The sequence below is a fragment of the Thauera sp. DNT-1 genome (assembly GCF_055393985.1).
Genome location: NZ_AP043752.1, coordinates 858,237 through 884,656 on the forward strand (window position 1 = coordinate 858,237; position 26,420 = coordinate 884,656).

At 69.6% G+C, this 26,420-nt stretch carries 20 protein-coding genes; 13 read left to right on the forward strand and 7 right to left on the reverse strand.

The annotated features are described in order from the left end of the window. Positions 1 to 122 precede the first annotated feature (122 nt). Genes ACZ5PP_RS04075 through ACZ5PP_RS04085 form a run of 3 tightly spaced genes read right to left on the reverse strand, consistent with a single transcriptional unit; the run spans position 123 to position 5,089 of the window. Positions 123 to 1,379, reverse strand: coding sequence for a DNA recombination protein RmuC (locus ACZ5PP_RS04075; protein ID WP_464826782.1), 1,257 nt, complete (start codon positions 1,377 to 1,379; stop codon positions 123 to 125). 4 nt (positions 1,380 to 1,383) lie between these two features. After that, a complete protein-coding gene (locus tag ACZ5PP_RS04080; protein ID WP_464826783.1) occupies positions 1,384 to 3,906 on the reverse strand; it encodes an ABC transporter permease in 2,523 nt (840 codons plus the stop codon). A 10-nt stretch (positions 3,907 to 3,916) separates the two neighbouring features. Next, the gene (locus ACZ5PP_RS04085) at positions 3,917 to 5,089 is read right to left on the reverse strand and encodes a M20 aminoacylase family protein (protein WP_004321811.1); all 1,173 of its coding nucleotides are present in this window, start codon (positions 5,087 to 5,089) and stop codon (positions 3,917 to 3,919) included. 406 nt (positions 5,090 to 5,495) lie between these two features. Between ACZ5PP_RS04085 and dbpA the strand changes: the two genes are divergently transcribed. After that, entirely contained in the window at positions 5,496 to 6,959 is a 1,464-nt protein-coding gene (gene dbpA, locus ACZ5PP_RS04090; RefSeq protein ID WP_273422006.1) for an ATP-dependent RNA helicase DbpA, read from the forward strand. A gap of 62 nt (positions 6,960 to 7,021) precedes the next feature. Here the strand turns inward: dbpA and ACZ5PP_RS04095 are convergent, their stop codons facing one another. Then, positions 7,022 to 7,843, reverse strand: a complete 822-nt coding sequence (locus ACZ5PP_RS04095) for a DnaJ domain-containing protein (RefSeq protein ID WP_144312162.1) — start codon at positions 7,841 to 7,843, stop codon at positions 7,022 to 7,024. Positions 7,844 to 8,391: 548 nt separating this feature from the next. Between ACZ5PP_RS04095 and ACZ5PP_RS04100 the strand changes: the two genes are divergently transcribed. The 9 genes from ACZ5PP_RS04100 to ACZ5PP_RS04140 all read left to right on the forward strand — a co-directional run bounded on the left by ACZ5PP_RS04100 (position 8,392) and on the right by ACZ5PP_RS04140 (position 18,771). Continuing rightward, a complete protein-coding gene (locus ACZ5PP_RS04100; protein WP_012585508.1) occupies positions 8,392 to 9,309 on the forward strand; it encodes a histone deacetylase family protein in 918 nt (305 codons plus the stop codon). A 165-nt stretch (positions 9,310 to 9,474) separates the two neighbouring features. Further along, positions 9,475 to 10,317: a DUF429 domain-containing protein gene (locus ACZ5PP_RS04105; protein WP_004306175.1), complete on the forward strand. Its 843-nt coding sequence runs from the start codon at positions 9,475 to 9,477 to the stop codon at positions 10,315 to 10,317. Positions 10,318 to 10,540: 223 nt separating this feature from the next. After that, a complete protein-coding gene (locus ACZ5PP_RS04110; RefSeq protein WP_004306173.1) occupies positions 10,541 to 11,656 on the forward strand; it encodes a branched-chain amino acid ABC transporter substrate-binding protein in 1,116 nt (371 codons plus the stop codon). Between the two features lie 138 nt (positions 11,657 to 11,794). Further along, complete coding sequence (locus ACZ5PP_RS04115) at positions 11,795 to 12,727, forward strand: branched-chain amino acid ABC transporter permease (RefSeq protein ID WP_012585510.1); 933 nt, start codon at positions 11,795 to 11,797, stop codon at positions 12,725 to 12,727. A gap of 13 nt (positions 12,728 to 12,740) precedes the next feature. Further along, positions 12,741 to 13,862, forward strand: coding sequence for an ABC transporter permease subunit (locus tag ACZ5PP_RS04120; RefSeq protein WP_273421997.1), 1,122 nt, complete (start codon positions 12,741 to 12,743; stop codon positions 13,860 to 13,862). Then, on the forward strand, positions 13,859 to 14,632 hold the full coding sequence (locus ACZ5PP_RS04125; RefSeq protein WP_012585511.1) for an ABC transporter ATP-binding protein: 774 nt from the start codon (positions 13,859 to 13,861) through the stop codon (positions 14,630 to 14,632). The genes ACZ5PP_RS04120 and ACZ5PP_RS04125 overlap by 4 nt, the downstream gene beginning before the upstream one ends. After that, the gene (locus ACZ5PP_RS04130) at positions 14,622 to 15,368 is read left to right on the forward strand and encodes an ABC transporter ATP-binding protein (protein ID WP_012585512.1); all 747 of its coding nucleotides are present in this window, start codon (positions 14,622 to 14,624) and stop codon (positions 15,366 to 15,368) included. The genes ACZ5PP_RS04125 and ACZ5PP_RS04130 overlap by 11 nt, the downstream gene beginning before the upstream one ends. A 211-nt stretch (positions 15,369 to 15,579) precedes the next feature. Beyond that, complete coding sequence (locus ACZ5PP_RS04135; protein ID WP_012585513.1) at positions 15,580 to 16,599, forward strand: DUF475 domain-containing protein; 1,020 nt, start codon at positions 15,580 to 15,582, stop codon at positions 16,597 to 16,599. Positions 16,600 to 16,869: 270 nt separating this feature from the next. Then, positions 16,870 to 18,771, forward strand: coding sequence for a choice-of-anchor I family protein (locus ACZ5PP_RS04140; protein WP_273421991.1), 1,902 nt, complete (start codon positions 16,870 to 16,872; stop codon positions 18,769 to 18,771). On the opposite strand, the gene ACZ5PP_RS04145 is transcribed toward ACZ5PP_RS04140, so the two are convergent. Beyond that, positions 18,755 to 21,211, reverse strand: coding sequence for a molybdopterin-containing oxidoreductase family protein (locus tag ACZ5PP_RS04145; RefSeq protein WP_273421988.1), 2,457 nt, complete (start codon positions 21,209 to 21,211; stop codon positions 18,755 to 18,757). The genes ACZ5PP_RS04140 and ACZ5PP_RS04145 overlap by 17 nt on opposite strands. Before the next feature lie 89 nt (positions 21,212 to 21,300). Here ACZ5PP_RS04145 and ACZ5PP_RS04150 point away from each other — a divergent pair, with 89 nt between their 5' ends. After that, complete coding sequence (locus ACZ5PP_RS04150) at positions 21,301 to 21,657, forward strand: gamma-glutamylcyclotransferase family protein (RefSeq protein WP_273421987.1); 357 nt, start codon at positions 21,301 to 21,303, stop codon at positions 21,655 to 21,657. A 120-nt stretch (positions 21,658 to 21,777) separates the two neighbouring features. On the opposite strand, the gene ACZ5PP_RS04155 is transcribed toward ACZ5PP_RS04150, so the two are convergent. After that, a complete protein-coding gene (locus ACZ5PP_RS04155; RefSeq protein ID WP_464826784.1) occupies positions 21,778 to 22,758 on the reverse strand; it encodes a PEP-CTERM sorting domain-containing protein in 981 nt (326 codons plus the stop codon). 481 nt (positions 22,759 to 23,239) lie between these two features. After that, the gene (locus tag ACZ5PP_RS04160; RefSeq protein WP_004300513.1) at positions 23,240 to 24,601 is read right to left on the reverse strand and encodes an IS1380 family transposase; all 1,362 of its coding nucleotides are present in this window, start codon (positions 24,599 to 24,601) and stop codon (positions 23,240 to 23,242) included. A gap of 401 nt (positions 24,602 to 25,002) precedes the next feature. On the opposite strand from ACZ5PP_RS04160, the gene ACZ5PP_RS04165 reads away from it, so the two are divergent. Both ACZ5PP_RS04165 and ACZ5PP_RS04170 read left to right on the forward strand, forming a co-directional pair. Continuing rightward, positions 25,003 to 25,749, forward strand: a complete 747-nt coding sequence (locus ACZ5PP_RS04165; protein WP_464826785.1) for an SAM-dependent methyltransferase — start codon at positions 25,003 to 25,005, stop codon at positions 25,747 to 25,749. Between the two features lie 39 nt (positions 25,750 to 25,788). After that, complete coding sequence (locus tag ACZ5PP_RS04170; protein ID WP_464826786.1) at positions 25,789 to 26,403, forward strand: DUF1294 domain-containing protein; 615 nt, start codon at positions 25,789 to 25,791, stop codon at positions 26,401 to 26,403. The last annotated feature ends 17 nt before the right edge of the window (positions 26,404 to 26,420 follow it).

Here is a 26,420-nt window from a genome sequence, read left to right on the forward strand (position 1 = left end):
TACGGGCGGCGGCGCGCCCCGTCCCTGTCCCGCATCAAATCGGACGGACGATCATCCGCGCGCGCCCGTGACGGGTGGTCCGACCGCAGCGGCCCCGGAAGAATTCCCCAGGTCCGCAGAATTCAATCCCGCCCCCCCCCCACGGATCCCCTTCCCACGGCCCCGGCAGCCAGCGCCGCCGGCGCGCCCTCGCCCGCCTCTTCGTCCTCCTCGTCCAGTTGCACCGACTCGATGCGGCGGAAGTGCGCGCTGATCTTGCGGCTCGAAGTGTGCACGTCCTGCACGTCGCGACTGGCCTGCTCGATGTGGCGGGCGAGCGCGGCCATGCGCTCGTCGAAGCGCTGGAAGTCCTTCGCGAGCTTGCCGAGCGCGTCCTGGATGACGTGGATCTGCTTGCGCGTCTCGACGTCCTTCATCACCGCGCGCGCGGTGTTGAGCACCGCCATCAGCGTGGTCGGGGACACGATCCAAACACGTTTCTGCTGCGCGTAGGCCACGATCTCCGGGTGGTAGGCGTGCAGCTCGGCGAACACCGCCTCGGCGGGCAGGAACATCACCGCGCCATCGGCCGTGCTGCCGGGCAGGATGTACTTGGCGGAGATCGCGTCCACGTGGCGCTTCACGTCGGCGCGGAAGGCCTGCTGCGCGGCGCGGCGGTCGAGCTCTGCGAGCGTGTCGTCGAACATGCGGTGGTAGTTCTCGAGCGGGAACTTGGCATCGACCGCGACGTTGCCGGTAGGCGCCGGCAGGGTGAGCAGGCAGTCCACCCGGGTGCCGTTGGGCAGCACCTGCTGGAAGGCGAAGGCCTCGGGCGGCAGCATGTTGCGCACGAGGTTCTCGAGCTGGACCTCGCCGAAGGCGCCGCGTGCGCGCTTGTCGCCGAGCAGCTCCTGCAGGCTGACCACGTTGGTGGTGAGGCCGTCGATCTTCTTCTGCGCCTCGTCGATCGTCGCCAGCCGCGCCATCACGCTGGCGAAGGTCTCGTTGGTCTTGCGGAAGCCCTCGTCGAGGCGTTGGTTGACCTGACCCGAGAGCGTGTCGAGACGGCCGTCCACGCTCTGCGTGAGCGCCTGCATGCCGCGCGACAGCTGCAGCGAGGCGGCGGTGAGCCCGCGCTGCAGCAGCTCGCGGTCGGCGCGCGCGTGCTCGCCGATGCGGTCGGTCTGGCGCGCGAGCCCGTCGTGCAGGTCGAGCAGCAGCTCGCGATGGCGCGCGGCCAGACGCTGCTCCATGAAGTCGGTGAGGTCGTCGCCGAGGCCTTCGCGCAGGCGGCGCTCGGCGCCGCCTGCGCGCAGCAGCCCCCAGGCCTGCAGCACCAGCACCGCCACCAGCAGACCGGCGAGCAGCCACTCTGCCGGCGTCAGTTGCAAGGACGTCATGCGTTCAGCCCAGTGCACGCAGGCTGGCGAGCGGCGGCCGGCTCAGCAGCGCACGCGTGCCCAGCCAGCCGCCGGCGACCACGCCGGCCGCGCCCAGCACCACGCCCACCAGCACCGGCGCCAGCGCCGGCACGTAGGGCATGCGGAAGACCTGCTCGGCCAGCACCCAGCCGATCGCGCTCGCGCCCACGCCCGCGAGCACGCCGGCGACCCCACCCAGCACCAGGAACTCGGCGAACAAGGCCTGGCGCACCTGGCGGTTGCGCGCGCCCAGGGTACGCAGCATGGCGAGCTCGTAGTCGCGCTCGTCGTGAGTGGACTGCAGCGCGGCATACAGCACGACCAGCCCGGCGAGCACCGCGAAGCCGAACACGAACTGCACGATCACGATCAGCTTGTCGGTCATCGACTGTACCTGTGCGATCACCGCCGCGGTGTCGATCACGGTGAGGTTGGGGAACTCGCCGACCAGCTTCGTGGTGAAGTCGTGGCGCGCGGGCGGCAGGTGGAAACTGGTGATCAGGGTCGCGGGGAAATCCTCCAGCACGCCGGGCGAGGCGATGAAGAAGAAGTTCACCCGCATCGAGTCCCAGTCGAGCTTGCGCACGCTGGTGATCGGCGCCTCGACGCGGCGGCCGCCGATCTCGAACGTCACACGGTCGCCCACCGCCAGCCCGAAGGTCTTCGCCAGCCCGGCCTCGACGGAAAACTGCGCGGAAAACTGCGCGGAAAACTGCGGCTGCGCCGCCGCCCCGTGCCAGCGCCCCGCCTCGACGACGTTGCCCGGCGGCAACTCGGCGCCGTACGACAGATTGAACTCGCGCTCGGCCAGGCGCCGCGTGCGCTCGTCCTCGTACGCCGAGGGGTCGACCGGCTTGCCCTCGATCGCCACCATGCGGCCGCGAATCATCGGCTGGATGGGCGGCACCGGCAGGCCCTCGGCGGCGAACCGCGCGGCGATGCCGGCGCGCTGGTCGGGCTGGATGTTGATCACGAAGCGGTTGGGCGCGTCCGGCGGCGCCATGCGCCGCCAGTTGTCGAGCAGGTCGGCGCGCACCAGGGTGAGCAGCAGCAGCGCGGTCATGCCCAGCCCGAGCGCGGCGGACTGGATCACGCTGCTGCCCATGCGGCGGCCGAGGGCGGCGATGCCGTAGCGCCAGCCGCCACCGCGCAGGCTGCCCTGTCCCTTGAGGCGGCCGGCGAGCCTGAGCACACCCCAGGCGGCAAGCGCGAACACGCCGAGCGCCACCGCGAAGCCGGCCGCCACCATGGCGCCAAGGCGCGCGTCGGCGGCGATCCAGAAGATCAGCCCGAGCAGCGCCGCCAGCCCGAGCGCCCAGGCGGCACCCGAGACCGGCTCGGCGAACTCGAACTCGCGGCGCAGCACGCGCAGGGTGCTGACCTTGCCCAGGCGCAGCAGTTGCGGCAGCACGAAGCCGGCGAGCAGCGCCATGCCCACCACCATGCCATGCGCGAGCGGCAGCGGCGAGGGCGCGGGCAAGTCGGTGGCGAGCAGCTCGCGCAGCCCGCCCGCCAGCCCCCACTGCACCGCCCAGCCCAGCGCGGTACCGGCGAGTGCGGCGGCCAGCCCGAAGAGCAGGAACTCGCCCACCACAATGCCCAGCACCTGCGCCTGACGCGCACCGAGCACGCGCATCACCGCGCAACCGTCGAGGTGGCGTGCCATGAAGCGGCGCGCGGACAGGCCCACCGCCACCGCGGCGAGGATCACCGCGAGCAGCGCCGCCAGGCGCAGGAAGCGCTGCGCCTGGTCGAGCGCGGCACGCACCTCGGGGCGGGCGTTGTCCACGGTCTCGACGCGCTGGCCGCGGCCGAGGTTCGCGCGCGCCCACTTCTCGTAAGCCTCCACCGCCTGCGGCGTGCCGGCCACGTGCAAGCGCCAGGTGGCGCGGCTGCCCTCGGCGATCAGGCCGGTGGCCTCCAGATCCTTGAGGTTGAAGATCGCGCGCGGCAGCAGGCTGAAGAAGTTGGCGCCGCGGTCGGCCTCGAAGCTGACCATGGCGCCGACACGGAACTCGAGCTCGCCGAGGCCCACCTTGTCGCCGGTGTTCACGCCCAGCTCGGCGAACAGGCGCTCGTCCAGCCACACCTCGCCCGCTTCGGGCGCGCGACCTGCGGGAGCGTCGGGCTGGTTGGGACCGGGCGCCAGACGGATGGTGCCGCGCAGCGGGTAGCCGTCCTCCACCACCTTGACGCCGCCGAGCGCCGCGCCCTCGGCGGTACTCGCCATGCTGGTGAACAGCACCGTCCTGGCGGTCTGCAGGCCGCGGCTGCGCGCCTCGTCGATGAAGGCGTCGGGCCACGGCTTGTCGGCGCGCAGCAGCAGGTCGCCACCGAGGAGCTGGTTGGCCTCGCGATCGAGCGCGCGCCCGACGCGGTCGGCGAGGAAGCCCACGCTGGTCAGGCTCGCCACCGCGATCATGATCGCCAGCCCGAGCAGGTGCAGCTCGCCCGCGCGCAAGTCGCGCAGCATCATGCGCAGGGCGAGTCGAAGCGTGCGCATCATCGGGCGGCGCTCACTTCACGCCGCCGAGCAGGCGCTGCACCAGCGCGCACCAGTAGGCCACGCCGGCCGGCAGCACCTCGTCGTTGAAGTCGTAGTTGGGGTTGTGCAGCATGCAGCCGCCCTCGCCCGGGCCGTTGCCGACCCACACGTAGGCGCCCGGCTTCTCCTGCAGGAAATAAGCGAAATCCTCCGCACCCATGCTCGGGCGGCGGTCGGTGAATACCCGCTCCGGTCCCGCCACCGCGCGCGCCGCCTCGGCGCACAGCGTGGCCTCGGCGACAGTGTTGACGGTCGGGGGATAGCCGCGGCGGAACTCGAAATCCACCTGCACACCATGGCTCTGCGCGATCCCCTCGGCCACCTGGCGCAGGCCGCGCTCGAGGCGGTCGCGCACCTCGGCGGAGAAGGTGCGCACCGTGCCGCACAGCTCGGCGCGGTCGGGGATCACGTTGTAGGCCTCGCCGGCATGGAACTGGGTCACCGACACCACGCCGGCGTCGATCGGATCGAGCACGCGGCTCACCAGGGTCTGCGCCGCCTGCACGAAGGCCGCGCCCGCCACCACCGGGTCCACGCCGAGGTGCGGCATCGCCGCATGCGCGCCGACGCCGGTGAAGCGGATGTCGAAGCGGTCGGCGCTCGCCATCACCGGGCCGGCGTGGACGGCGAAGCTCCCCGCCTCCATGCCCGGCCAGTTGTGCATGCCGAACACCGCCTCCATGGGAAAGCGCTCGAAGAGTCCGTCGGCGATCATCGCCGGCGCGCCACCCTCGCCTTCCTCGGCGGGCTGGAAGATCAGGTACACCGTGCCGTCGAAGTCGCGCCGTGCGGCCAGCGCCTCGGCCGCGCCGAGCAGCATGGTGGTGTGACCGTCGTGACCGCAGGCGTGCATGCAGCCCTGGATGGTGGACTTGTGCGCGAACTCGTTGCGCTCGGTGATCGGCAACGCATCCATGTCGGCGCGCAGCCCGATCGCACGCAGCCCGCGGCGGCCGCGCACCACACCGACCACGCCGGTGCCGCCGATGCCGCGATGGGTCTCGATACCGAGCGCCTCCAGATGGCGCGCCACCAGCTCGGCGGTGCGGCGCTCCTCGAAGGCGAGCTCGGGGTGGGCGTGGATGTCGCGGCGGATCGCGGTCAGCTTGCTCTGCAGGGGGCGGACGCTTTCGATGAGGCTCATGGCTGCACCGTGTTGTCGTGGTTTGTCGCGGGTGTCCGAGTGTAGTACAGGCGGACGCGGGTGGATCCTTCGGCGTCCTCAATCCGGTTGCGGCGGGGGCAAGGGAGACGGCTGGCGCGACGCGGGATCACGATGGTCGGCATGCATTCCAGGCGTCGTGGCGTCTCGACCGCAGGGATCGCATGGATCGCGACTTGCGTCGCTCCTACGCGCGGGCCGCACCGTAGGAGCGACGCAAGTCGCGATCGGGCAGCGCAGAATGTGTTTCCCGTCATGGAGCACGTCGACGTCGCCGGGGTCTGAAACAAAACGCGGCGTGAAGTTCCCGCCCCCTCGGACACGGCGATTCCGGCCGATCGCACAAAGTTCTCTAGGGAAGATGTCGAATCCGCCGCGATAATCGCGCATGACCGAACCGACGCCCCCCTCCTCACCCATCCTCGCGAGTCCCCCGGACGCCCCGCCCGGGTCACTCCCGCCCGCAACCCCCGGCCTGCCTTTCGACGGCCTGCCGCTCTCGCCCGCCATGCTGGACACCCTGCGCCAGCTCGACTACCGGGCCATGACCCCGATCCAGGCGGCCAGCCTGCCGCTGGCCCTCGCCGGGCACGACCTCATCGCCCAGGCCAAGACCGGCAGCGGCAAGACCGCGGCCTTCGCCCTGCCCCTGCTGGCCCGGCTCGACGTGCGCAAGCTCGCCGTCCAGGCCATGGTGCTGTGCCCGACCCGCGAGCTGGCCGACCAGGTCACCCAGGAGATCCGCCGCCTGGCGCGCTTCGAGGCCAACATCAAGGTGCTGGCGCTGTGCGGCGGCACGCCGATGCGCCCGCAGCGCGACAGCCTCGAGCACGGCGCGCACGTCGTGGTCGGCACGCCCGGGCGCATCATGGACCACCTCGAACGCGGCAGCCTGGTGCTCGAGGCCCTGAACACGCTGGTGCTGGACGAAGCCGACCGCATGCTGGACATGGGTTTCCACGACGACATCGCCTTCGTGGCCAGCCGCTGCCCCTCCGAGCGCCAGACCCTGCTGTTCTCCGCCACCTACCCCGAGGGCATCGCCCGCCTGGCCGCGCGTTTCCTGCGCGAGCCGCAGGAGGTGAAGCTGCTCGAGCAACACGCGCACGGCAAGATCCGCCAGCGTTTCTACGAGGTCGCCCACCCGGCGCGGCTGGAGGCGGTCGCGACGCTGCTGCGCCACTTCCGCCCGGTCAGCACGCTGGCCTTCTGCAACACCCGCCAGCAGTGCCGCGACCTCGTCGAGCTGCTGCGCGCGCGGGGCTTCGCGGCGCTCGCCCTCAACGGCGAGATGGAGCAGCGCGAGCGTGACCAGGTGCTGATCCAGTTCGCCAACCGCAGCTGCTCGGTGCTCGTCGCCACCGACGTCGCCGCGCGCGGGCTGGACATCGCACGTCTCGAGGCGGTGATCAACGTCGACGTCACCCCCGACCCGGAGATCCACATCCACCGCATCGGCCGCACCGGCCGCGGCGACGAAGAGGGCTGGGCGCTGAACCTGTGCAGCAGCGCGGACAAGCGCCGCGTCGCGAGCATCGCGCAGAGGATGGGCTTCGAGCCCGAGTGGCACGCCCTCGACGAACTGGTGGAAGACGCGAACGAGCCCCTGCAGGCGCCGATGACGACGCTGCTGATCCTGGGCGGACGCAAGGACAAGATCCGCCCTGCAGACGTGCTCGGCGCGCTGACCGGCGAGGCCGGCTTCACCCGCGAGCAGGTCGGCAAGATCACCGTCACCGACCAGACCACCTACGTCGCGGTCGAGCGCGCGATCGCGCGCGAGGCGGTGCGCCGGCTGTCGGCGGGCACGCTCAAGGGCAAGAAGGTGAAGGTGCGCGCGCTGGAAGTGTGATGCGGGGGTGAGGCTCGCGGTGGGTGCTTGGCGCTTTGAGCCGCGGGCGCCCCGCGCCGGTCTCAACTTCGACGCGACGCCAGTCCGGCGATCTGCTCGCGCAAGCTCTCGCATTCGGCCTCGAAGCCGGCGCGCGCTTCGGCAAAGTGCGTTTCCCAGCGCTCGACCTGAACGGCCCGGCGGTACGCGGGATCCAGTTGCAGGGTCTGCACGGCAAGGATCAGGTCGGCGACCCGGGTCTGCAGTTCGGCAACCCGACGCCGGACGGCGCTGCTCGCGGGCGCCGCGCTCCCCTGCACAGGGCTCGCGTCGTCGCGCTTGCGCGCCCACCCCGCCAGCTCGGCGGTGATGGCGCGCAGCCCCGCGAGGTCGCGCGCCTGGTAGGCAGCCTGCACGCGCAGGAAGACGTCGTGCGCCTCGGCGCGCTCGGCCTCCTCCGCACGGTCCGGATGGCAGCGCATGGCCGCCGCGCGATACAGCCGGCGCAGTTCGTCCTGCTCGTCGTCATCGAGTTCGGGCCGCGGCACGGGCGTGTGCGCGGTGCTGCGGCGGTAGGCGTCGAAGTCCGCTTCGGCCTGGCGCGCCTGCTCCCGATCGGCCGCCGCACCCGAGCGCTCGGCCTTCAGGTCGAGATATTCCCGGCGCAGGCGCAGGCATTCACCCACCACGTCGCCGAGGGCAAGGAACTGCTGCTGCTCGTAGCTGCGCACCTGCTGCTCCATGTCGGCGAGACGGCCGGTGAAGTCGAGCATCTGGGCCTGCAGACGGGCACAGCGCGCGAGCAATCGTTCGGCGTCCGGATCGGGCGCGGCGACGATGGCGGCAGGCTCGACATGCTCGTCGGGCGCGGATTCGGCGCCGAGTGGATCGCGACGCTCAGGCATCGACGGGGACTCCGCGTGTGCGGGCCCAGGCTCGGATATCGACGCGGGTGCAACTTCCGGCGCATCTGCCGGCACTGGCGGCACGGCCGTGGAGGCGACGCGCGTCCCCGGCAGACGCGCGCGGGCGGCGGTCTTGCCGGCGCAGAAGCGCAGGATGGCCGCACGGATGCTTGCCAGGAACAGGCGGAAACCCAATTTCAGCCTCGATTTGGAGTGGACATGGAATCGACATTCGACATATTGCACTGCACCATAAACGCCTGACAACAGGAACGCTCCACGGAGCAGGACAATCCATCCCTGTTGCAGCGCGTCCGGCTCGTGTCCGCCAGCATCCTGACCGCCCCTCGAAGGCGCGGATTCACGTCCCCGCCCAGCTGCGGCCGTGCGCGTTCGAGATACGCGTTCAAGGCGGGCGTCGATGGCGCCGCCGCGGCTGCGCGGCGGCTTATGCTTTGCGCACCAATTGCGGCGCACACGGTCCCAAGCCGTGCGGGAACAGAACGCCCGCCCTTGCCGCGCCCGAGTTCAACCGGAACCCGTCCACCTTGAAGCTCTACTACGCCGACCATTTCGTCCTCCCGCTGCCCGCGGGCCACCGCTTTCCGATGGAAAAATACTCGCGGCTGCGCGCGCGCCTGCGCGACAGCGGCCTGTTCGCCGACGACGACTTGCGCGTCCCTGCCGCCGCCAGCGACGCCGAGATCCTGCGCGCCCACGACGCCGGCTACCTGCAGCGCGTCGCCGGCGGCACGCTGGACGCGGCCGAGGTACGCCGCATCGGCTTTCCATGGAGCGCGGCGATGGTCGAGCGCTCGCGCCGCTCGGCGGGCGCCACGCTGGCCGCCTGCCGCAGCGCGCTCGATCGCGAGGGCGGCGCAGCCTGTGCCGCCAACCTCGCCGGCGGCACGCACCACGCACATCGCGACTTCGGCTCGGGCTTCTGCGTGTTCAACGACGCCGCCATCGCCGCGCTGGCGATGCGGGCCGAGGGCCGCGCCGGCCGCATCGCCATCGTCGATTGCGACGTGCACCAGGGCGACGGCACCGCGACCATCCTCGCCGACACGCCCGAGGTCTTCACCTGCAGCCTGCACGGTGCGAAGAACTTCCCCTTCCGCAAGCAGGCGAGCGACCTCGACGTCGAACTGCCCGACGACACCGGCGACGAGGCCTACCTCGCCGCGCTCGATGCGGCGCTCGACACCGTCTTCACCCGCGGCCGCCCCGAGCTGGTGATCTACCTCGCCGGCGCCGACCCCTACGCCGGCGACCGCCTCGGCCGGCTCGCGCTCAGCATCGACGGCCTGCGCCGGCGCGACGAACGCGTGCTCGGCCGGTGCCGCGCCGCCGACGTGCCGGTCGCCGTGGCCATGGCCGGTGGCTACGCGCAGCCGATCGACGACACGGTGACGATCCACTTCAACACCCTCTGCACGGCGGCGCGGGTGGCCAATGCGCGCTGACGGCCGGGTTCAAATCCGCGGCGCGCACTGCGATGGTGCCGGAACGCGAGTACGTGCCCCGGATCGGCCCGCGTTGCACCGGGCATCGCGTCCGTCCCGACGCGGTGCGGCCTGCAGCGCCGAAGCACCGATCACGACGCATTGCGTCGCTGGAGACATGCAGCGATGACGACCCGACTGTACGGCGTGGACTTCACCTCCTCACCCCGCCGCGCCAAGCCGATCACCGTGGCCCATGGCCACCTCGACGGCGCGCGCGTGGAGCTCGTCCGTTTCGAGCACTGCGTTGACTGGCCCGGCTTCGAGGCCCTGCTCGCTCGCCCCGGCCCCTGGCTAGGCGCCTTTGACTTCCCGTTCGGACTGCCGCGCGAGGCGATCGCCGACCTGGACTGGCCGCAGACCTGGCCAGCCCTCGTGCGCCATTGCGCCACGCTCGGCAAGCCCGCCTTTCGCGCCGCGCTCGATGCCTACCGCGAATCTCGCCCGGTCGGTCGCCGCTATGCCCATCGCGCCACCGACCTCCCCGCACGCTCGCACAGTCCGCTGAAGCTGGTGAATCCGCCGGTCGGGCTGATGTTCCTGGAAGGGGCGCCGCGTCTGCTTGCCGCTGGCGTGCGTGTGCCGGGCATGCACGACGGTGACCCGAGCCGCGTGGCCATCGAGGCTTATCCCGGGCTGCTCGCCCGCCGCATCACCCCCGCTTCGTACAAGAGCGACGAGCGCCGCAAGCAGAACGCGGAACGCCATGCGGCACGCAAGCAGATCATCGACACGCTCACCGTCGGACCGGTCTCGTCGCAGGGCGCGTCCCGACCGCTGGTGTTGGCCGCCACGCGCGAACAACACCAGGCCATGCTCGACGACGCCAGCGGCGATCTTCTGGACGCCGCGCTCGCGCTGCTGCAGGCGGCCGCGGCTGCGCGCCTTGGCCCGCCGCACTTCGGCCTGCCCGCCGGGATGGATCCGCTGGAGGGGTGGATCGCCGGTTGCGGGACAAGCAACGCTTAGCACTCGGCGACCACCGGCTTCGCACCATCGACGACGTCGCATGACCCGGGCATGCCTGCCCAATACGGTCGCTTGCTTGGCATGGCGCTTGCTTCAGCCTCAGGGCAGGACAAGTCATTCGCGCAGTTAATTCGCCCATTCGCAACGCGTTTTTTTGGGCACAATACGGACGCGTTTCGGCTTCACCCAAACCCCTCCCCCGATCACCCCGGAGATCCAGAGCATGAAGAGAACCGTCGTCGCAGTCGCCCTGATGAGCATCGGCCTCAGTGCCGCCCAAGCGCAGGAAGTGGTCGTCAAGCTGGGCGGGGCCGCCCCGCTCACCGGTAACCAGTCGCACCTTGGCAAGGATCTCGAGAACGGCACCCGCCTCGCCATCGAGGAGGCCAACGCCAAGGGCGTGACGATCGGCGGCAAGAAGGTCAAGTTCGAGCTGGTCGGCGAGGACGACCAGGCCGACCCGCGCACCGGCACCACGGTGGCGCAGCGCCTGGTCGATGCCGGGGTGAAGGGGGTGATCGGGCATCTGAACTCGGGCACCTCGATTCCGGCCTCGCGCATCTACGACCAGGCGGGCATTCCGCAGGTGTCGCCGGCCTCGACCAACCCGAAGCTGACGCTGCAGAACTTCAGCGGCGTGTTCCGCACCATCGCCAACGACGTGCAGCAAGGTACCGGGCTCGGCAAGTACGCCACCGGCGCGCTCGGCGCCAAGCGCGTCGCGATCATCGACGACCGCACCGCCTACGGCCAGGGCCTGGCCGACGAGACCGCGAAGGCGGTGAAGGAGTCCGGCGGCGAGGTCGTCGCGCGCGAATTCACCACCGACAAGGCCACCGACTTCAACGCCATCCTCACCAAGATCCGCGCCACCAACCCCGAGGTCGTCTTCTACGGCGGCATGGACGCCCAGGCCGGCCCGATGGTGCGGCAGATGAAGCAGCTCGGCATCACCGCCAAGTTCCTCACCGGCGACGGCGGCTGCAGCCCCGAGATGATCAAGCTCGCCGGCGACGGCATGTCGTCCAGCGCCTACTGCTCGATGCCGGGCCTGCCGCTGGAGAAGATGCCGGGCGGCGCCGACTTCCGCGAGCGTTACAAGAAGCGCTTCAACGCCGACGTGCAGGTGTATGCCCCCTACGCCTACGACGCCGCGATGGCCATCATCACCGCGATGCAGAAAGCCGACTCGGTCGAGCCGTCCAAGTACCTGCCCGAGCTCAAGAAGAGCAACTTCCCGGGCGTGATCGGCAACGTCTCCTTCGACGCCAACGGCGACATCAAGGAAGGCGCGGTGACGATCTACAACTTCAAGGACGGCGCCTGGGTGCCGCTGTAAGCGCCTGAACCGCCGCCGGCGCACCCGCTTGCGGCGCGCCGGCGGCGCGCGACATCCCCGTTTCGATTTGCCCGCCCCGGAGACCCTGCGCGTCCGCCGGGGCGTGGCGCGCGACTCCGCAGACTTCAAGAAGGCAGCATGGAAACCCTGATCCAGCAATTCATCAACGGGCTGGTGATCGGCAGCGTCTACGCGCTGATCGCGCTCGGCTACACCATGGTGTACGGCATCCTGGGCCTGATCAATTTCGCCCACGGCGACGTGCTGATGGTGGGCGCGCTGGTCGCGCTGCAGACCATGCTGTTCCTGATGGGCATGGCACCCGGCATGTCTCCGCTGGTGATGCTGGCGATCGCGCTCGCGGTGGCGATGGTGATCTGCATGCTGCTCGGCTTCACCATGGAGCGGCTCGCCTACCGGCGATTGCGCAACGCGCCGCGCCTGGCGCCGCTGATCACCGCGATCGGCGTGTCCTTCCTGCTGCAGACCCTGGCGATGATCATCTGGGGCCGCAACTACCACACCTTCCCGCAACTCATCTCGACCACGCCGCTGCAGCCGATCCCCGGCGTGTTCGTCACCCCGGTGCAGATCGCCATCGTGGTGGTGTCGGCGCTGCTGATGGTCGGCCTGCTGCTGCTCGTCAATCGCACCCGCATCGGCCGCGCGATGCGCGCGACCGCCGAGAACCACCGCGTCGCCAGCCTGATGGGGGTCGACACCAACGCGGTGATCGCGCTCACCTTCGTCATCGGTGCCGCGCTCGCCGCCGTGGCCGGGGTGATGTTCGCCAGCAACTACGGCATCGCCCACTACGGCATGGGCTTCATGCCGGGCCTCAAGGCCTTCACCGCCGCGGTGCTGGGCGGCATCGGCAACCTCGGTGGCGCGATGCTCGGCGGCGTCGTGCTCGGGCTGGTGGAGTCCTTCGGCGCGGGCTACATCGAGCACCTCACCTTCGGCTTCCTCAACTCGTCCTACCAGGACATCTTCGCCTTCATCATCCTCGGCCTGGTGCTGATCTTCCGGCCCACCGGACTGCTCGGCGAACGCGTGTCGGACCGGGCCTGAGCGAGCACGCACCATGAACGAACTCGTCGCCGCCGTCCCCTGGCTGGGCAAGCGCAACCCCACCGCCGCGCGCTGGCTGATCATCCTCGTCGCCATCGCGGCGCCCTTCATCGCCTGGCAGTTCGGCCGCAGCTGGGTGCGCATCCTCGACTTCGCGCTGCTCTACATGATGCTGGCGCTCGGCCTCAACCTGGTGGTCGGCTTCGCCGGCCTGCTCGACCTCGGCTACATCGCGTTCTATGCGGTGGGCGCCTACACTTTCGCCTTCCTGGCTTCGCCGCACTTCGACGTGCATCTGCCGTTCTGGGTCATCCTGCCGCTGGGCGCCGCCTTCGCCGCGCTCGCCGGCGTAATGCTCGGCTTTCCGGTGTTGCGATTACGCGGGGATTACCTCGCCATCGTCACCCTCGGTTTCGGCGAGATCGTGCGCATCTTCATGCTCAACCTCAACTACCCGGTCAACATCACCAACGGCCCGCAGGGCATCAACATGATCGACCCGATCAACCTGTTCGGCTGGGACCTGTCGCGCAACATCCGCATCGGCGAGGACTTCACCATCCACTCGCTGTTCCTCTACTACTACTTCTTCCTGGCCGCGGTGGTCGCCTCGATCATCTTCATCCAGCGCCTGCAGATCTCGCGCATCGGCCGCGCGTGGGCGGCGATGCGCGACGACGAGCTCGCCGCCAAGGCGATCGGCATCAACACCCGCGACATGAAGCTGCTCGCCTTCGCCCTCGGCGCCACCTTCGGCGGCGTGGCGGGCGCGCTGTTCGGCGCCTTCCAGGGCTTCGTCAGCCCGGAGAGCTTCAGCCTGATGGAGTCGATCGCGGTGCTGACCATGGTGGTGTTCGGCGGCATGGGCAACCTCGCCGGCGCGGTGGTCGGCGCCTTCGTGCTCGCGCTGCTGCCCGAAATCCTGCGCGACGTCGCCGTGCCGCTGCAGCAGACCCTGTTCGGCCACGTGCTGCTCGACCCCGAGGTGCTGCGCATGCTGCTGCTGTCGCTGGCGATGATCCTGATGATGCTGCTGCGCCCGGCCGGCATGATTCCGGCGCGTGCGCGCTACTGCCACGATCACCACCTGAGCCATCACCTGAACAACACGCCGAAGCGGGAGGCCGCAAAGTGATCACGCTGCTCGAAGCCCGCAACATCGGCAAGCGCTTCGGCGGCCTGCAGGCCTTGTCCGACGTGTCGCTGACCATCCGCAAGGGCGAGGTCTACGGTCTGATCGGCCCCAACGGCGCCGGCAAGACCACCTTCTTCAACGTCCTCACCGGTGCCTACACCCCCGACGGCGGCGAGTTCGTCTTCAACGGCAGCGAGCTGCCCAGCGGCAAGCCGCACAAGGTGGTCGGCCGCGGCATCGCCCGCACCTTCCAGAACATCCGCCTGTTCCGCGACCTCACCGCGCTCGAGAACGTCATGGCCGGCCACCACATCCGCACCCGGGCGGGCATATGGGGCGTGCTGACGCAGAACCGCTTCACCCGCGAGGAGGAACGCCTGACCACCGAGCGCGCCTACGAGCTGCTGCGCTACGTCGGCATCGAGCGCTTCGCAGACGTGGTGTCGAAGAACCTCTCCTACGGCGACCAGCGCCGCCTGGAGATCGCGCGCGCGCTCGCCACCGAGCCGCAGCTGCTCGCGCTCGACGAACCGGCGGCGGGCATGAACGCCACCGAAACCGGCCAGCTCAAGCAACTGATCCAGCAGATCCGCAACGACGGCATCACCGTGATGCTGATCGAGCACGACGTGAAGCTGGTGATGGGCCTGTGCGACCGCGTCGCGGTGCTCGACTTCGGCAGCAAGATCGCCGAGGACGTGCCCGCAGTGGTGCAGAAGGACGAAGCGGTGATCGCCGCCTATCTGGGCGGAGGCAAGCATGCAAACTGATCCCCGGCTCGAGCCGAGCACGCCGCTGCTGCGCCTGCAGGAGCTGAAGATCGCCTATGGTGGCATCCAGGCGGTCAAGGGCATCGCGCTCGAGCTCCATGCCGGCGAGACCGTGTGCCTGATCGGCGCCAATGGCGCCGGGAAGACGACCACGCTCAACGCCATCGCCGGCGTACTGCCGATCGCCGGCGGCGACATCCACTACAAGGGCGAGCGCATCAACGCCCTGCCCGCCCACCGCCGCCTGCGCGCAGGCATCGCGCTGGTTCCCGAGGGGCGCGGCATCTTCACCCGCCTGACGGTGGAGGAGAACCTGCGCATGGGCGCGTACACGCGCAAGGACGCAGCCGCCATCGAGGCCGACCTTGAGCGCGTCTACACCATGCTGCCGCGAGTCAAGGAACGCCTGGCCCAGGTCGCCGGCACGCTGTCGGGCGGCGAGCAGCAGATGGTGGCGATCGGCCGCGCCCTGCTGTCGCGCCCGCGCCTGCTGCTGCTCGACGAGCCGTCCATGGGCCTGGCACCGCTGATCGTGGAGAAGATCTTCGAGGTCGTGCAGTCGGTGGCGCGCGAGGGTGTCACCATCCTGCTCGTCGAGCAGAACGCCAACCTCGCGCTCGAGTTCGCGCAGCGCGGCTACGTGATGGAGTCGGGGCGGATCACCCTCACCGGCAGTGGCAGCGCCTTGTTGCAGGATCCGAAGGTGCGCGCGGCGTACCTGGGCGAGGAGGCCTAGGACGAGGCGCGTCGCGATTCCGGCCTCTCCGGAGGCGCCGGCGCGACTCGACCGTCCGATCGCGACTGGCGTCGCTCCTGGGGCACGGCTCCGGAGGCCATGTCGGTTCGCTCGCCCGAGCGCAAGTCGGCGGAACACGAGCCGGCCACCGCACTCCGCAGCGGGGAGGGAAAGCGCTAACATTGCGCACCTTTTTTCGCTCCCTCCCCCAATGCAGAATCTGAAGTACTTCACCTGGTCGATCGGCTTCACCGTCTTCGGGCTCGTCGGCGGCTATCTGCTCGGCGGCTGGCCGGCCGCCTTCATCGTCGCCGTGCTGGCGGTGCTGGAGACCTCGTTGTCCTTCGACAACGCGGTGGTCAACGCCACCGTGCTGCGCCACATGGACGAGAAGTGGCGCCAGCGCTTCCTGCTGTGGGGCATCCTGATCGCGGTGTTCGGCATGCGCATCGTGTTCCCGCTCGCCATCGTCGGCGTGGTCGCCAGCCTGGGGCCGGTCGAGGTGGTCGATCTCGCGCTCTTCAACCCCGACGAATACGCCCGCCTGCTCACCTCGGCGCATCACGAGATCGCGGCCTTCGGCGGCGCCTTCCTGATGATGGTCTTCCTGAAGTTCTTCATCGACGAGAACAAGGACACCCACTGGCTGGCGCCGATCGAGAGCCCGCTGACCAAGCTCGGCCGCCTGGAGGCCGCGCAGATCCTGCTGACCCTGCTCGCCATCCTCGCCACCTCGGCGTGGATCGACGGTGCGGACAAGCGCATGGAGTTCATCGTCGCCGGGGTGTGGGGGCTGATCGTCTATATCGCCGCCGACGGCCTGGGCGCGATCATGGGCGGCGAGGAGGGCGAAGGCGGCAAGATGGTCGCCAAGACCGGCTTCGCCGGCTTCATGTACCTGGAGCTGCTGGACGCGTCCTTCAGCTTCGACGGCGTCATCGGCGCCTTCGCGCTCACCACCAGCCTGCCGATCATCGCCATCGGCCTGGGCGTGGGGGCGATGTTCGTGCGCTCGTTCACGCTGATGCTGGTGTATCGCGGCACGCTCGAGGCCTACCGCTATCTGGAGCACGGCGCCTTCTGGGCCATCGGTGCGCTGGCGGCGATCATGTTCGTGGGAGTGCACATGCACATCCCGGAGACCTTCACCGGCCTGATCGGCGCGGTGCTGATCGGCGCGGCGTTCTGGAGCTCGCTGCGGCACAACCGGCTGAGCGTAGGCGGGGGCTGAAGCGCAGAATCGCGACTCGCGTCGCTCCCACAAGACCATCGCGGCTCCGCGGCGGTGGAAGCACCGCATCCCCGATCCGGAGCGAACCACCTCGCCCGGGTCGCATGTGGGAGCGACGCAAGTCGCGATTGCGGCTGCGCCTGCAAACGATTGCGGCGACACCTGCGCACGATGGCGGCCGGTCGGACGGTCTGCGCGCAGCCTCCTGTAACACCCCGGTCACGCCGTGCTCATAGATTCGGGGGCCTTTGCCCACCGCCCCCCGACACCATGAGCCACCGCCTGCGCCACGCCCTCGAGACCTTCTCCCTCAGCCTCCTCGCCGCCGCCACGCTGGCTGCGTGCACCGGCGACGACGACACTCCACCGCCGCCGCCTGCAACCGAAACCGCCCCGGCCCCGCAGGCCCCCGCTCCCGAGCGCACCCCGATCTCGCTGCGCCTGGAGCGCATCGGCGGCTACGCGACCAATCTCTTCGGCAAGAGCGCCGCGGAGATCCCCGCCTACGACCCCGCCAGCAAGCGCGCCTTCGTGGTCAACGCGGATGCGGGCGCGGTCGACGTGCTCGACCTCGCCAACCCCGCAACGCCGATCTCCGTCGGCCGGCTCGACTCGCAGGCCCTGCTCGCCGGCTCCGAGATCAACAGCGTCGCCGTGCGCGATGGCGTGGTCGCGGTCGCGATCCAGGCCAGCCCCAAGACCGACAAGGGCCGGGTCGCGCTCTACCGCGCGGCTGACCTTTCGCTGCTGGGCAGCGTCGAGGTCGGCGCCCTGCCCGACATGCTCACCTTCACGCCCGACGGCAAGACCGTGCTGGTCGCCAACGAAGGCGAGCCGAACGACGACTACTCGATCGACCCCGAGGGCTCGATCAGCGTGATCGACGTCTCCACCCCCACGGCCCCGGTCGCCCGCAGCGCCGGCTTCACCGCCTTCAACGGCCAGGAGAAGGCGTTGCGCGCCCAGGGCGTGCGCATCTACGGCCCCGGCGCGAGCGCCGCGCAGGACCTCGAGCCCGAGTACATCGCCGTCTCGGCCGACGGCGCCACCGCGTGGGCCACGCTGCAGGAGAACAACGCGCTCGCCCGCATCGACGTGGCCAAGGCCACGGTGGAGGCGATCCTGCCGCTCGGCGACAAGGACCACGGTGTGGATGCGAACGCGTTCGATCCCTCCGACACCGACAAGAAGGCCGTCATCCAGGCCTGGCCGGGCGTGCGCGGCCTCTACCTGCCCGACGCGATCGCCTCATACACCCACCAGGGCCGCACCCTGCTGGTCACCGCCAACGAGGGCGACGCCCGTACCTGGGGCGAAGGCGACGACGCCTACTGGGACGGCGACGCCAGCAAGGGCTTCGTCGAGGAGTTCCGCGTCAAGCACCTCACCAACACCAGGGGCTGGACCGGCCGCAAGGGCGACGACCTGCCGCCGCAGCTCGACGCGCTCGCCGACGGCGGCCTGCTCGACCCGACGGTCTTCGCCTACTGCGGCGCGGTCGCTGGCAACCCGGGCAAGTGCCGCGACGACGACCAGCTCGGCCGCCTCAACATCACCTGGACCATGGGCTATCGCCAGGACGCCGACGGCAAGCCGATCCTGTTCGACACCGCCGGCAACGAGAACCCGGCCGGCACCCGCCTGATGTACGACACGCTCTACGCCTTCGGCGGACGCTCGTTCTCGATCCGCGACGCGGACGGCAAGCTGGTGTGGGACTCGGGCGCCGAGATCGAGCGCTTCCTCGCCAGCGACGAGTGCAAGCTCGGCAGCGCGCGCAACATCCCCTGCGCGACCTGGTTCAACACCAACCACGAGGAAGGCGACACGCTGGACAATCGCAGCGACAACAAGGGTGCGGAACCCGAAGGCGTCGCGCTCGGCCGCATCGGCGACAAGACCTTCGCCTTCGTCGGCCTCGAGCGCATGGGCGGCGTGCTGGTCTATGACATCACCGACCCGCAGGCGCCGACCCGCGTGGACTACCTCAACCCGCGCGAGGACTGGAGCACCAAAGACCCCTCGACCGTGCTGGCGAGCGTCGGCGACCTCGGCCCCGAAGGCCTGCACTTCATCCCCGCCAAGGACTCTCCCAACGCCAAGCCGCTGCTGCTGGTCGGCAACGAGGTCAGCGGCACCACGGCGGTGTACCAGCTCAACCTGAGCTACTGAGCGGCTCGATCTCGCACAGCCCCGAGCGCAGGGGCTGCGAGCCGGCGACCGGATCGACGCTGCGGTCGGAGACGAGGCGGCTGTAGTTCGCCCCCGCCTCCGAGCGCGCGTCGTAGCCGTCGGCCGCCCCCGCCGCGCCAGGCTGCCACCAGCCGTATTCCACCCACACCACACGCGCATCGAGCGCCGCATCGAAACGCGCGCGCAGGCGGATGGCGCCGTTGGCAGTGCGCACCCGCACCCAGTCGCCCTCCGCGATGGCGCGCGCCCGTGCCGCGTCCGGGTGCAGATGCACCGCCGGTTGGGGAGAGTGCCGGCGCAGCGAGGGCGCCTGGCGGTCCTGGCCGTGGCGGAAGTGGCGCAGCTTGGCGGTGGTCATCACCAGCGGATATTCCGGCGCCGCCTTGCCGAAGGGCGAATCAACCGGCTCGGCGAAGCGCGGCAGCGCCGGCTCGCCGTGCTCGAGCAGCGTCTCGGAATACAGCTCGATACGCCCGCTCGGCGTGCGCAAGCCCTCGTCCCGGTACTTGCGGTAGCGCGTGGCCGCGGGCAGCGCGAGCCCGCCCGGGTGCGCGCGCAGCGTCTCGAGCGTGAGTCCGGTCGGGGCGAGCACATGGGCCAGCCCCGCCTCGAGGTCGCCACCCCAGAACTGCTCGCCCAGCCCCAGCCGCTGCGCGAGCCGGAACACCACCCAGGCATCCGCGCGGCTGTCGCCGAGCGGCGCGATCGCCGCCGGGCGCAGCTGCACCCAGGATTCCGCCGCCTGGCTGCCCTCGAAGCCCACCCGCAGCGCCTCGCGCTCCCACGGCGTGCAGATCGGCAACACGATGTCGGCCAGCGCCGCGGTGGGCGTCAGGGTGAGGTCGGCATAGACGCAGAACTCGAGCGCGGCGAGCGCCCGCGCGGCGCGTTCGGCATCGGCATGGTTGAGCAGGAAGTCGCGGCCGAAGCCCACCAGCGCGCGGATCGGGTACGGCCGCCCCTCCAGGATCGCGTCCCACAGCACGTCCGACCCGATCAACCCCAGCCTGGCAGGGCCGAGCCGCGAGCGCTCCAGCCCGATGCAGCGCGCGCGCTGCGCAGCGGGGAGCAGTTCCTTGCCGCTGGCGTCGTTCGACGGCGCGGGCGTGAACGCAACGTTGCCGCCCGGCGCGTCGAAACTGCCGGTGAGCGCCATCAGCGTGGCGATCGCGCGGTCGGTCTGGGTGGCGTTGGTATGCTGGCACACGCCCGCCCAGCAGTAGTACGAGACCGCCGGCCCGGCCTCGTGCAGCAGGCGGGCGAGCGCCTCCACCTGCGCGGGCTCGATCCAGCACAGCTCGGCGACGCGCTCGGGGGTGTAGTCGGCACAGGCCTGCTCGAAGAGCGAGAACACGGTCTCGCAGCGCAGCATCCCGCCGTCGACGAGTCGGACATCGAGCCCGCCCGACCGCAGCAGATCCGGATCACCGCTGCCCGCCGCGGCGCGCACGTCCCGACCCGACGCGATCGGTGTCCGGTCGGTGCCCGACCACCCGCGCGCGCACGCGATCACGCCCCCATCCACCCCCAGCGCGACGAAGTCGTCCGCCGCCGCCCCCGCCGGCGGCGCGGCGAGCTCGCCGGCACGCAGCAGGCGGCCGTTGTCGCCGCGCACCAGCAGCGGCGCGTTGCTGAAATCGCGCACGAAGCCGGCGTCGAACCACCCGCGCGCCAGCATCACCCGCGCCACCCCGAGCGCGAGCGCGCCATCCGAGCCGGGGCGCACGCGCAGCCACAGGTCGGCATCGGCCGCGAAGCCCGCCTTGCGCGGATCGACCACCACCAGCTTCGCCCCGGCCTTGCGCGCCGCCCGGATCGCCAGCGAGTTGGCCAGCCAGGTGTCGCGCGGGTTGTGCCCCCACAGCACGATGCAGCGGCTGTGCGCGAAGTCCGGCGTGGCGATGCCGCGGCCGAAGCTGAGCTGATGGGTGAAGTCCTTGTGCCAGTTGCAGATCTCGGTGCCGTTGGCCACGTTGGGGCTGCCGAAGGCGTTGGCCAGGCGCTCGATCCAGCGGATGTCGTCGGCGATCGGCGTGCCGCTCGGCGTCGCGATCGCGAACGCCACCGCCTCCGCGCCGGATTCGTCGCGCACCCGCGCGAGCGCCTGCGCGACGCGGTCGAGCGCCTCGTCCCACGAGATCTCGCGCCAGCCGGGATCGGAGTCGCCCTTGGGGCGCGTGCGCAGCAGCGGGCGCAGCACGCGCTGCGGGTCGTAGACCAGCTCCGGCGCCGCCCGCCCCTTCACGCACTGCGCCCGCCCGGTCGGATGCGCCGGGTCCGGCAGCTGCGCCACCAGCCGACCGCCCTCCACCACCATGCGCGAGCCGCAGCGCGACTTGCACAGGCCGCAGAAGCCGGGGATGGATCGGCGCGAGGCGGAAGGATCCGCCGAGGGATCATCGGGCATGGTGAGCGGCATGACGCTGTGGTCCAATCGAGGGCGAGGCACACGCTCGCGGCTCATACCATGCTAGCAGCCTGCCGCCGCATGCCAACCCGGAGATCCCGATGGAACGCCTTTTCGTCTACGGCACGCTCGGCCCCGGCCGCCCCAACGAACACGTCCTGCAGAAGATCGGCGGCACCTGGCAGCCCGCCAGCGTGCGCGGCCGGCTCGTCCGCGCCGGCTGGGGATTCGCGCAATCCGGCTTCCCCGCCCTGGTACTCGACGCGCACGGCGAGGAGATCGCCGGACACGTCTTCGTGTCGCCGAACCTCGCCGCGCACTGGCCCGCGCTCGATGCCTTCGAGGGCGAGGACTACGTGCGCGAAGCGGCCAAGGCCGTCCTGGCCGATGGCACCGAAGTGGAGGCCTGGGTGTATGCGCTTGCGGAGGCGAAGCGGCCCCGCCCGGCGCGAGCCTGAGCTCCCCGCCCGCGCCAGGTGCCGCTCGGCCTCTTGCCCTTCTGCCTGGAGTGCACCTGGCCCGGGCGCACACGACAACGGCAGCCGCAGCTGCCGTTGTCGGAGCGATGCGCCGGGCGCTCAGGCTGCCTTGCGGCGGCGCGCCGCCAGACCGGCGAGGCCGAGGCCGAGCAGCGCCAGCGAACCGGGCTCCGGAGTCGGATTCACAACGCTCTCCGGTGTCCCTGCGCCGAAATAGGTGCGCGTCACATACTCCGACGATGCACCCGCAGCAAGCGAGAACACGTTGCGCAGCGCCAGCGTGACGTCATAACCGCCGCCCAGATCGATGAACTGGTCGATATCGGCACCGTCGCCGGTGATCAGGTCGTCGAGGGCGCTGCCGGAAACGATGCGTCCGCGCAAGCCACTGTACGAGTCGATTTCATAGCGCCCGGTGGCCGGAACGGTGCCGCCAGTGGCGCTGATGCCGACGAAGGTCGTTGAGGTCGCCGACCCGGTCGCGGTATCCGTCTCGAACAGCACCTCGACCCCGCCGAGGCTGATGCGGCCACCGCCGTCCGAGATGCTGCCGTCGAACTGGAGATCGCCATCGATATAGCGCACGAGCTCGAAACCGAGCAGGCCTTGCGTGGTATTCGTGATCGAGTAGGTCTGCGTCAGGACGCTGCCGGTCTGCGTGCTGCCCGTCATCAAGGGAGTCAGCACCTGGGACAGGCTGAACGAAAGACCGCTGAGGGCGAACGCGCTGCTCGCCGTCGTCGTCGAGCCGGTGACCGTCGGGTTCGTCAAGCCGCCGCTGCCGCCGATGTCCCCGGAGGTCAGGAAGGTGCGTGCGCCCGCCGTTGCGCCCAGCCTGATGGCCACGCCCGACTCGTACGTCGTCCCGGCCGCCACCCCCGCGCCGATCGGGTTGTAGAGCGCATCGGTGGAGTTCGCTCCCACGGAGGAGCCGAAACTGCCATAGCCATCCACGCCGACCGTGACGCTTCCGTCGCCGGCGCCGGTCGTCAGGGTGTAGGGCGCCGCCAGCGCGGTGCCGCCGGCGGTCGCGAGCGCTGCGATGGCAATGAGTCTTGCCGAGAGAAGCTGCTTGTTCATTTTGATGTCCCCGAATGTTGCTGTCTGGTGTTTGGCAAGCGGACGCCGCCCGAGCGATCGTCCTATCGCCCCATTCGGCGCGACCTTGCTGGCATCAACGCAAGCAAGATGTATTCCAGCCAGAACAAATCTACTTAACACATTGAATAATATCAACTTTATTTCCTACGCCCGATACTTCTGGCGCTCAAACCTGTCGAAGTGTAAAAATTCTCGACGGCAAACTTCGGCTTCATCATCCTGAATCCGTGTTCTCTACAGCGCATACCCGCTCCGCGAGCCCCAGCGCATGATTCTTCTGCTGCCTGACTCCCAATCTCAGCTCACCGCAGCCCCGAGCGCCGTCCTTTCATGGCCCGGAGCGCCGGCGAGCCGGGCTTCCGGCGGGTGCGCTATGTCATTTCCCTTCTCCCGCGCGGCCGTCGCCCTTCCGCCGCAGCGAAATGGCCTCGATTCGGAGAATTCGGCCGCCGGATTTGCATCACGGCGAAGCCACCGCGCACAGTCGCGCCTGCACCGTGGTGAACACCTTCACATGCGCGGCCACGCCGCGCCCGAAGTCCAGCACCAGGCGCCGGGCGTGTTCGACGAACTTCGCCGCGCGGTACATCACCTCCTGCAGCACCGTCTTGATGCGCCGGCGCTTGGCCGGGTGGCGGATCGGCGAGAGCTCGCCGGCCAGCCCGAGCTGGCCGATCAGGCGCAGGCAGTTGTAGGCGAATGCGGCCAGATGCACGACCGCGTCGTTGGTGTCGAACTTACCCGAGGGCAGGCGCTCGAGGTCCAGGTCGGTCTTGATCTCGGAGTGGAACTGCTCGTGCGTGCCGTGGTGCTTGTAGAGCTCGATCACCTCGGCCATCGCCCCATCGAGGCTGGTCCACCAGCCTTCGATCTCGATCTCGGGCGCCAGCAGGTGCTGGCCCTTCTTGTCGATGGTGCGCTCGGTCACCCGCACCACCAGGCGCAGCGTGCGCTTGGCCTTCTTCCAGGCACGATCGATCTTCAGGTCCAGCAGCCCCACCCGCTTGCCCACGCGCGCTTCTTCGAACGCACCGGCGGCCTCGGCCCGATCCACCCAGGCGGTCTTGTCCTGGCGGCGCGGGTTCCACTTGGTGAGGTAATCGAACGAACGCCCGAGTTCGGCCCAGCGATCGCGCTCGTCGGCCAGCGCGAACAGCAGCCGCGCGCTATCGAAGCCGCTATCGGCGCGCCACAGCAGCTTCGCATCGGCGGCGCACACCCGGCGCAGGCGCGGGAGCGCGCGCTCGAAGAAATACTCCGTCTCCAGCGCCGAGTGGTGCGAACCCGCGCGCAGTTCCAGGCCGAGGTTCCAGCCCTCGTTGCCCAGGTACAGCGCGATCGGCGTGTAGCCGTCGACACCCTGGTAGGTGCGGCTGACCGCTTCCTTCTTGGTGTCGGAGTTGTCCATCACGAAGGTGTCCAGGTCGGCGCAGACGTAGCCCTTGTGCGCCGTGATCGGCGCCTCGGTGCGCTCGAGCAGGCGCAGGCTCAGCTCGTCGGTCAGCTCGCGCAGCTCGGCCGCGCGGGCATCGAGCCGTTGGCGCATCCACACGCTGCCGGGCACCTTGGCGAGCCCGAGCGCTTCCTTGAAGAAGCGGTCGCCGCGAAACGGCTCGATCGCCTCGAAGTCGCTCTTGCCCAGGCTCAGCAGCCCGACCACCGACTTGACCAGATCCGAGCTCAGCATGCCCTGCGACACTGGCAGCCTCGGGTCGATCACCGCCTGAACCTGTGCCGCCTGGCAGCACTGCCCGATCAGCGCCAGGCCCGAGTACGAGGTCAGGTTGAGCTTGGCGGATTGCTTGACTTCGAAGCGCGGCATGGTCGGTTGGGTGAATGAGTCGGATGCGTAATTGTACAATTACATCAATGCGTTAGGCTGGATTTCCGGCTAAACGAACACGGATTCAGGATCATGCCCAACGGCGGCGGCGAGCCGGTCTTCCTGCACGTCAGGGGAGACAGGAAACAGCAGGAAATAGGGACAGACCCCAATTACGTTGCGGGAAGGATTATCTCGAACGTTGAAAGGCACCATTCCTCAAAGCTCAGCAGCAACAACAGGTCGGGTCGAGAAGCTTGAGTACGACTTGCCGGTCCGCTGCAAAGGACGGAGTCGCAGTCGGGCGCCTGAGACCAATCCCTGACGCTCCAGATTAGCAGTCGTCCAAACCGCGATCGCATCAGCATTTCACCCACTCATTCCGCAAAGGAGCCCTTACAGTGGACATCCCGCGAATATTCAACATCACTGAAAGCGCTCACCGTTTCCATAATCCGTTCACTCCCGACAAGTACGCGACGCTCGGCACGGCGTTGCGTATGGCGCCCGGGACACGAGTGCTCGACCTCGGCAGCGGTTCGGGTGAGATGCTCTGCACATGGGCTCGCGATCACGGGATCTTCGGGACCGGAATCGATATGAGCGCGTTGTTTTCCGAGCATGCAGGACTGCGCGCCAAAGAACTCGGCGTTGCCGATCAAGTTCGGTTCATTCATGGCGATGCAGCGGGTTACATTGCTGAAGAAAAGGTCGACGTCGCCGCTTGCCTGGGCGCCACCTGGATTGGCGGAGGGCTTTCCGGAACGATCGAACTACTGGCGCAAAGCCTTCGCGCCCGAGGGATCATCCTCATTGGCGAGCCCTACTGGCGACGACTGCCCGCTACTGACGAGATCGCCAAGCGTTGTCTTGCAAACTCAATCTCTGATTTCCTCCCGCTTCCGGAACTTGTGTCGTCCTTCGGCACGCTCGGCTACGACCTTGTCGAGATGGTTCTGGCAAACGAGGACGGTTGGGACCGATACGAAGCAGCCAAATGGCTCACCATGCGCCGCTGGCTTGACGCCAACCCCGACGACGAGTTGGCCCACGAGGTTCGCGCCCGGCTGACTTCGGAACCGGCGCGCCACGTTGCTTACACCCGTGAATACCTGGGCTGGGGTGTGTTTGCGCTGATGGCGCGGTAGTCTCCACCCTCCCTCGATCCCTCCCCTGACCCCACGATCATGCGCCACCAAGGAAAGATCACCACCTGGAAGGACGACAAAGGCTTCGGCTTCATCACCCCCAACGGCGGCGGCGAGCCGGTTTTCGTCCACGTCAGCAGCCTTGCCAACCGCCAGCGCCGGCCCGAAGGCACGGAGCTGGTGAGCTACGAACTCGCCACCGATGCCAAGGGACGACTGCAGGCGAAGGCCGTCGCCTTTGTCGGCGAGCGCGCGGTAGCGCCTGCGGCGCCGGGGCGCAGCAGCCTGCCACCGCTTTTCGCGGCGGGCTTCGTCGGCTGGTTGGGCGTGATGGCCTGGCTCGGGCGGCTGCCGCTGGCGGTGCTCGCGCTTTACGCGGCGGCGAGCGTCGTCGCCTTCCTCGCCTACGGGCACGACAAGTCGGCCGCCGTGCGCGACGCCTGGCGCGTCAAGGAGAACACGTTGCACCTGTTCGCCCTGCTCGGCGGCTGGCCGGGGGCGCTGGTGGCGCAGCGGCTGTTCCGCCACAAGTCTTCCAAGGCCTCGTTCCAGACCACCTACTGGATCACCGTCGTGCTCAACTGCGCGGCGCTCGCCTGGCTGCTGTCGCCCCACGGGGCGCAGACGCTGCAGGCGGTGCTGGCCGCGATCTGAGCGCCGGCGGGCTCGCC

What these genes read in the sequence shown, in the direction of transcription:
- ACZ5PP_RS04155 (WP_464826784.1), bottom strand. Translation starts at nt 22,758, where the DNA reads ATGAACAAGCAGCTTCTCTCGGCAAGACTCATTGCCATCGCAGCGCTC.
- ACZ5PP_RS04145 (WP_273421988.1), bottom strand. Translation starts at nt 21,211, where the DNA reads ATGCCGCTCACCATGCCCGATGATCCCTCGGCGGATCCTTCCGCCTCG.
- ACZ5PP_RS04080 (WP_464826783.1), bottom strand. Translation starts at nt 3,906, where the DNA reads ATGATGCGCACGCTTCGACTCGCCCTGCGCATGATGCTGCGCGACTTG.
- ACZ5PP_RS04115 (WP_012585510.1), top strand. Translation starts at nt 11,795, where the DNA reads ATGGAAACCCTGATCCAGCAATTCATCAACGGGCTGGTGATCGGCAGC.
- ACZ5PP_RS04170 (WP_464826786.1), top strand. Translation starts at nt 25,789, where the DNA reads ATGCGCCACCAAGGAAAGATCACCACCTGGAAGGACGACAAAGGCTTC.
- ACZ5PP_RS04150 (WP_273421987.1), top strand. Translation starts at nt 21,301, where the DNA reads ATGGAACGCCTTTTCGTCTACGGCACGCTCGGCCCCGGCCGCCCCAAC.
- ACZ5PP_RS04140 (WP_273421991.1), top strand. Translation starts at nt 16,870, where the DNA reads ATGAGCCACCGCCTGCGCCACGCCCTCGAGACCTTCTCCCTCAGCCTC.
- ACZ5PP_RS04130 (WP_012585512.1), top strand. Translation starts at nt 14,622, where the DNA reads ATGCAAACTGATCCCCGGCTCGAGCCGAGCACGCCGCTGCTGCGCCTG.
- ACZ5PP_RS04160 (WP_004300513.1), bottom strand. Translation starts at nt 24,601, where the DNA reads ATGCCGCGCTTCGAAGTCAAGCAATCCGCCAAGCTCAACCTGACCTCG.
- ACZ5PP_RS04110 (WP_004306173.1), top strand. Translation starts at nt 10,541, where the DNA reads ATGAAGAGAACCGTCGTCGCAGTCGCCCTGATGAGCATCGGCCTCAGT.
- ACZ5PP_RS04095 (WP_144312162.1), bottom strand. Translation starts at nt 7,843, where the DNA reads ATGCCTGAGCGTCGCGATCCACTCGGCGCCGAATCCGCGCCCGACGAG.
- ACZ5PP_RS04135 (WP_012585513.1), top strand. Translation starts at nt 15,580, where the DNA reads ATGCAGAATCTGAAGTACTTCACCTGGTCGATCGGCTTCACCGTCTTC.
- dbpA (WP_273422006.1), top strand. Translation starts at nt 5,496, where the DNA reads ATGACCGAACCGACGCCCCCCTCCTCACCCATCCTCGCGAGTCCCCCG.
- ACZ5PP_RS04105 (WP_004306175.1), top strand. Translation starts at nt 9,475, where the DNA reads ATGACGACCCGACTGTACGGCGTGGACTTCACCTCCTCACCCCGCCGC.
- ACZ5PP_RS04120 (WP_273421997.1), top strand. Translation starts at nt 12,741, where the DNA reads ATGAACGAACTCGTCGCCGCCGTCCCCTGGCTGGGCAAGCGCAACCCC.
- ACZ5PP_RS04075 (WP_464826782.1), bottom strand. Translation starts at nt 1,379, where the DNA reads ATGACGTCCTTGCAACTGACGCCGGCAGAGTGGCTGCTCGCCGGTCTG.
- ACZ5PP_RS04085 (WP_004321811.1), bottom strand. Translation starts at nt 5,089, where the DNA reads ATGAGCCTCATCGAAAGCGTCCGCCCCCTGCAGAGCAAGCTGACCGCG.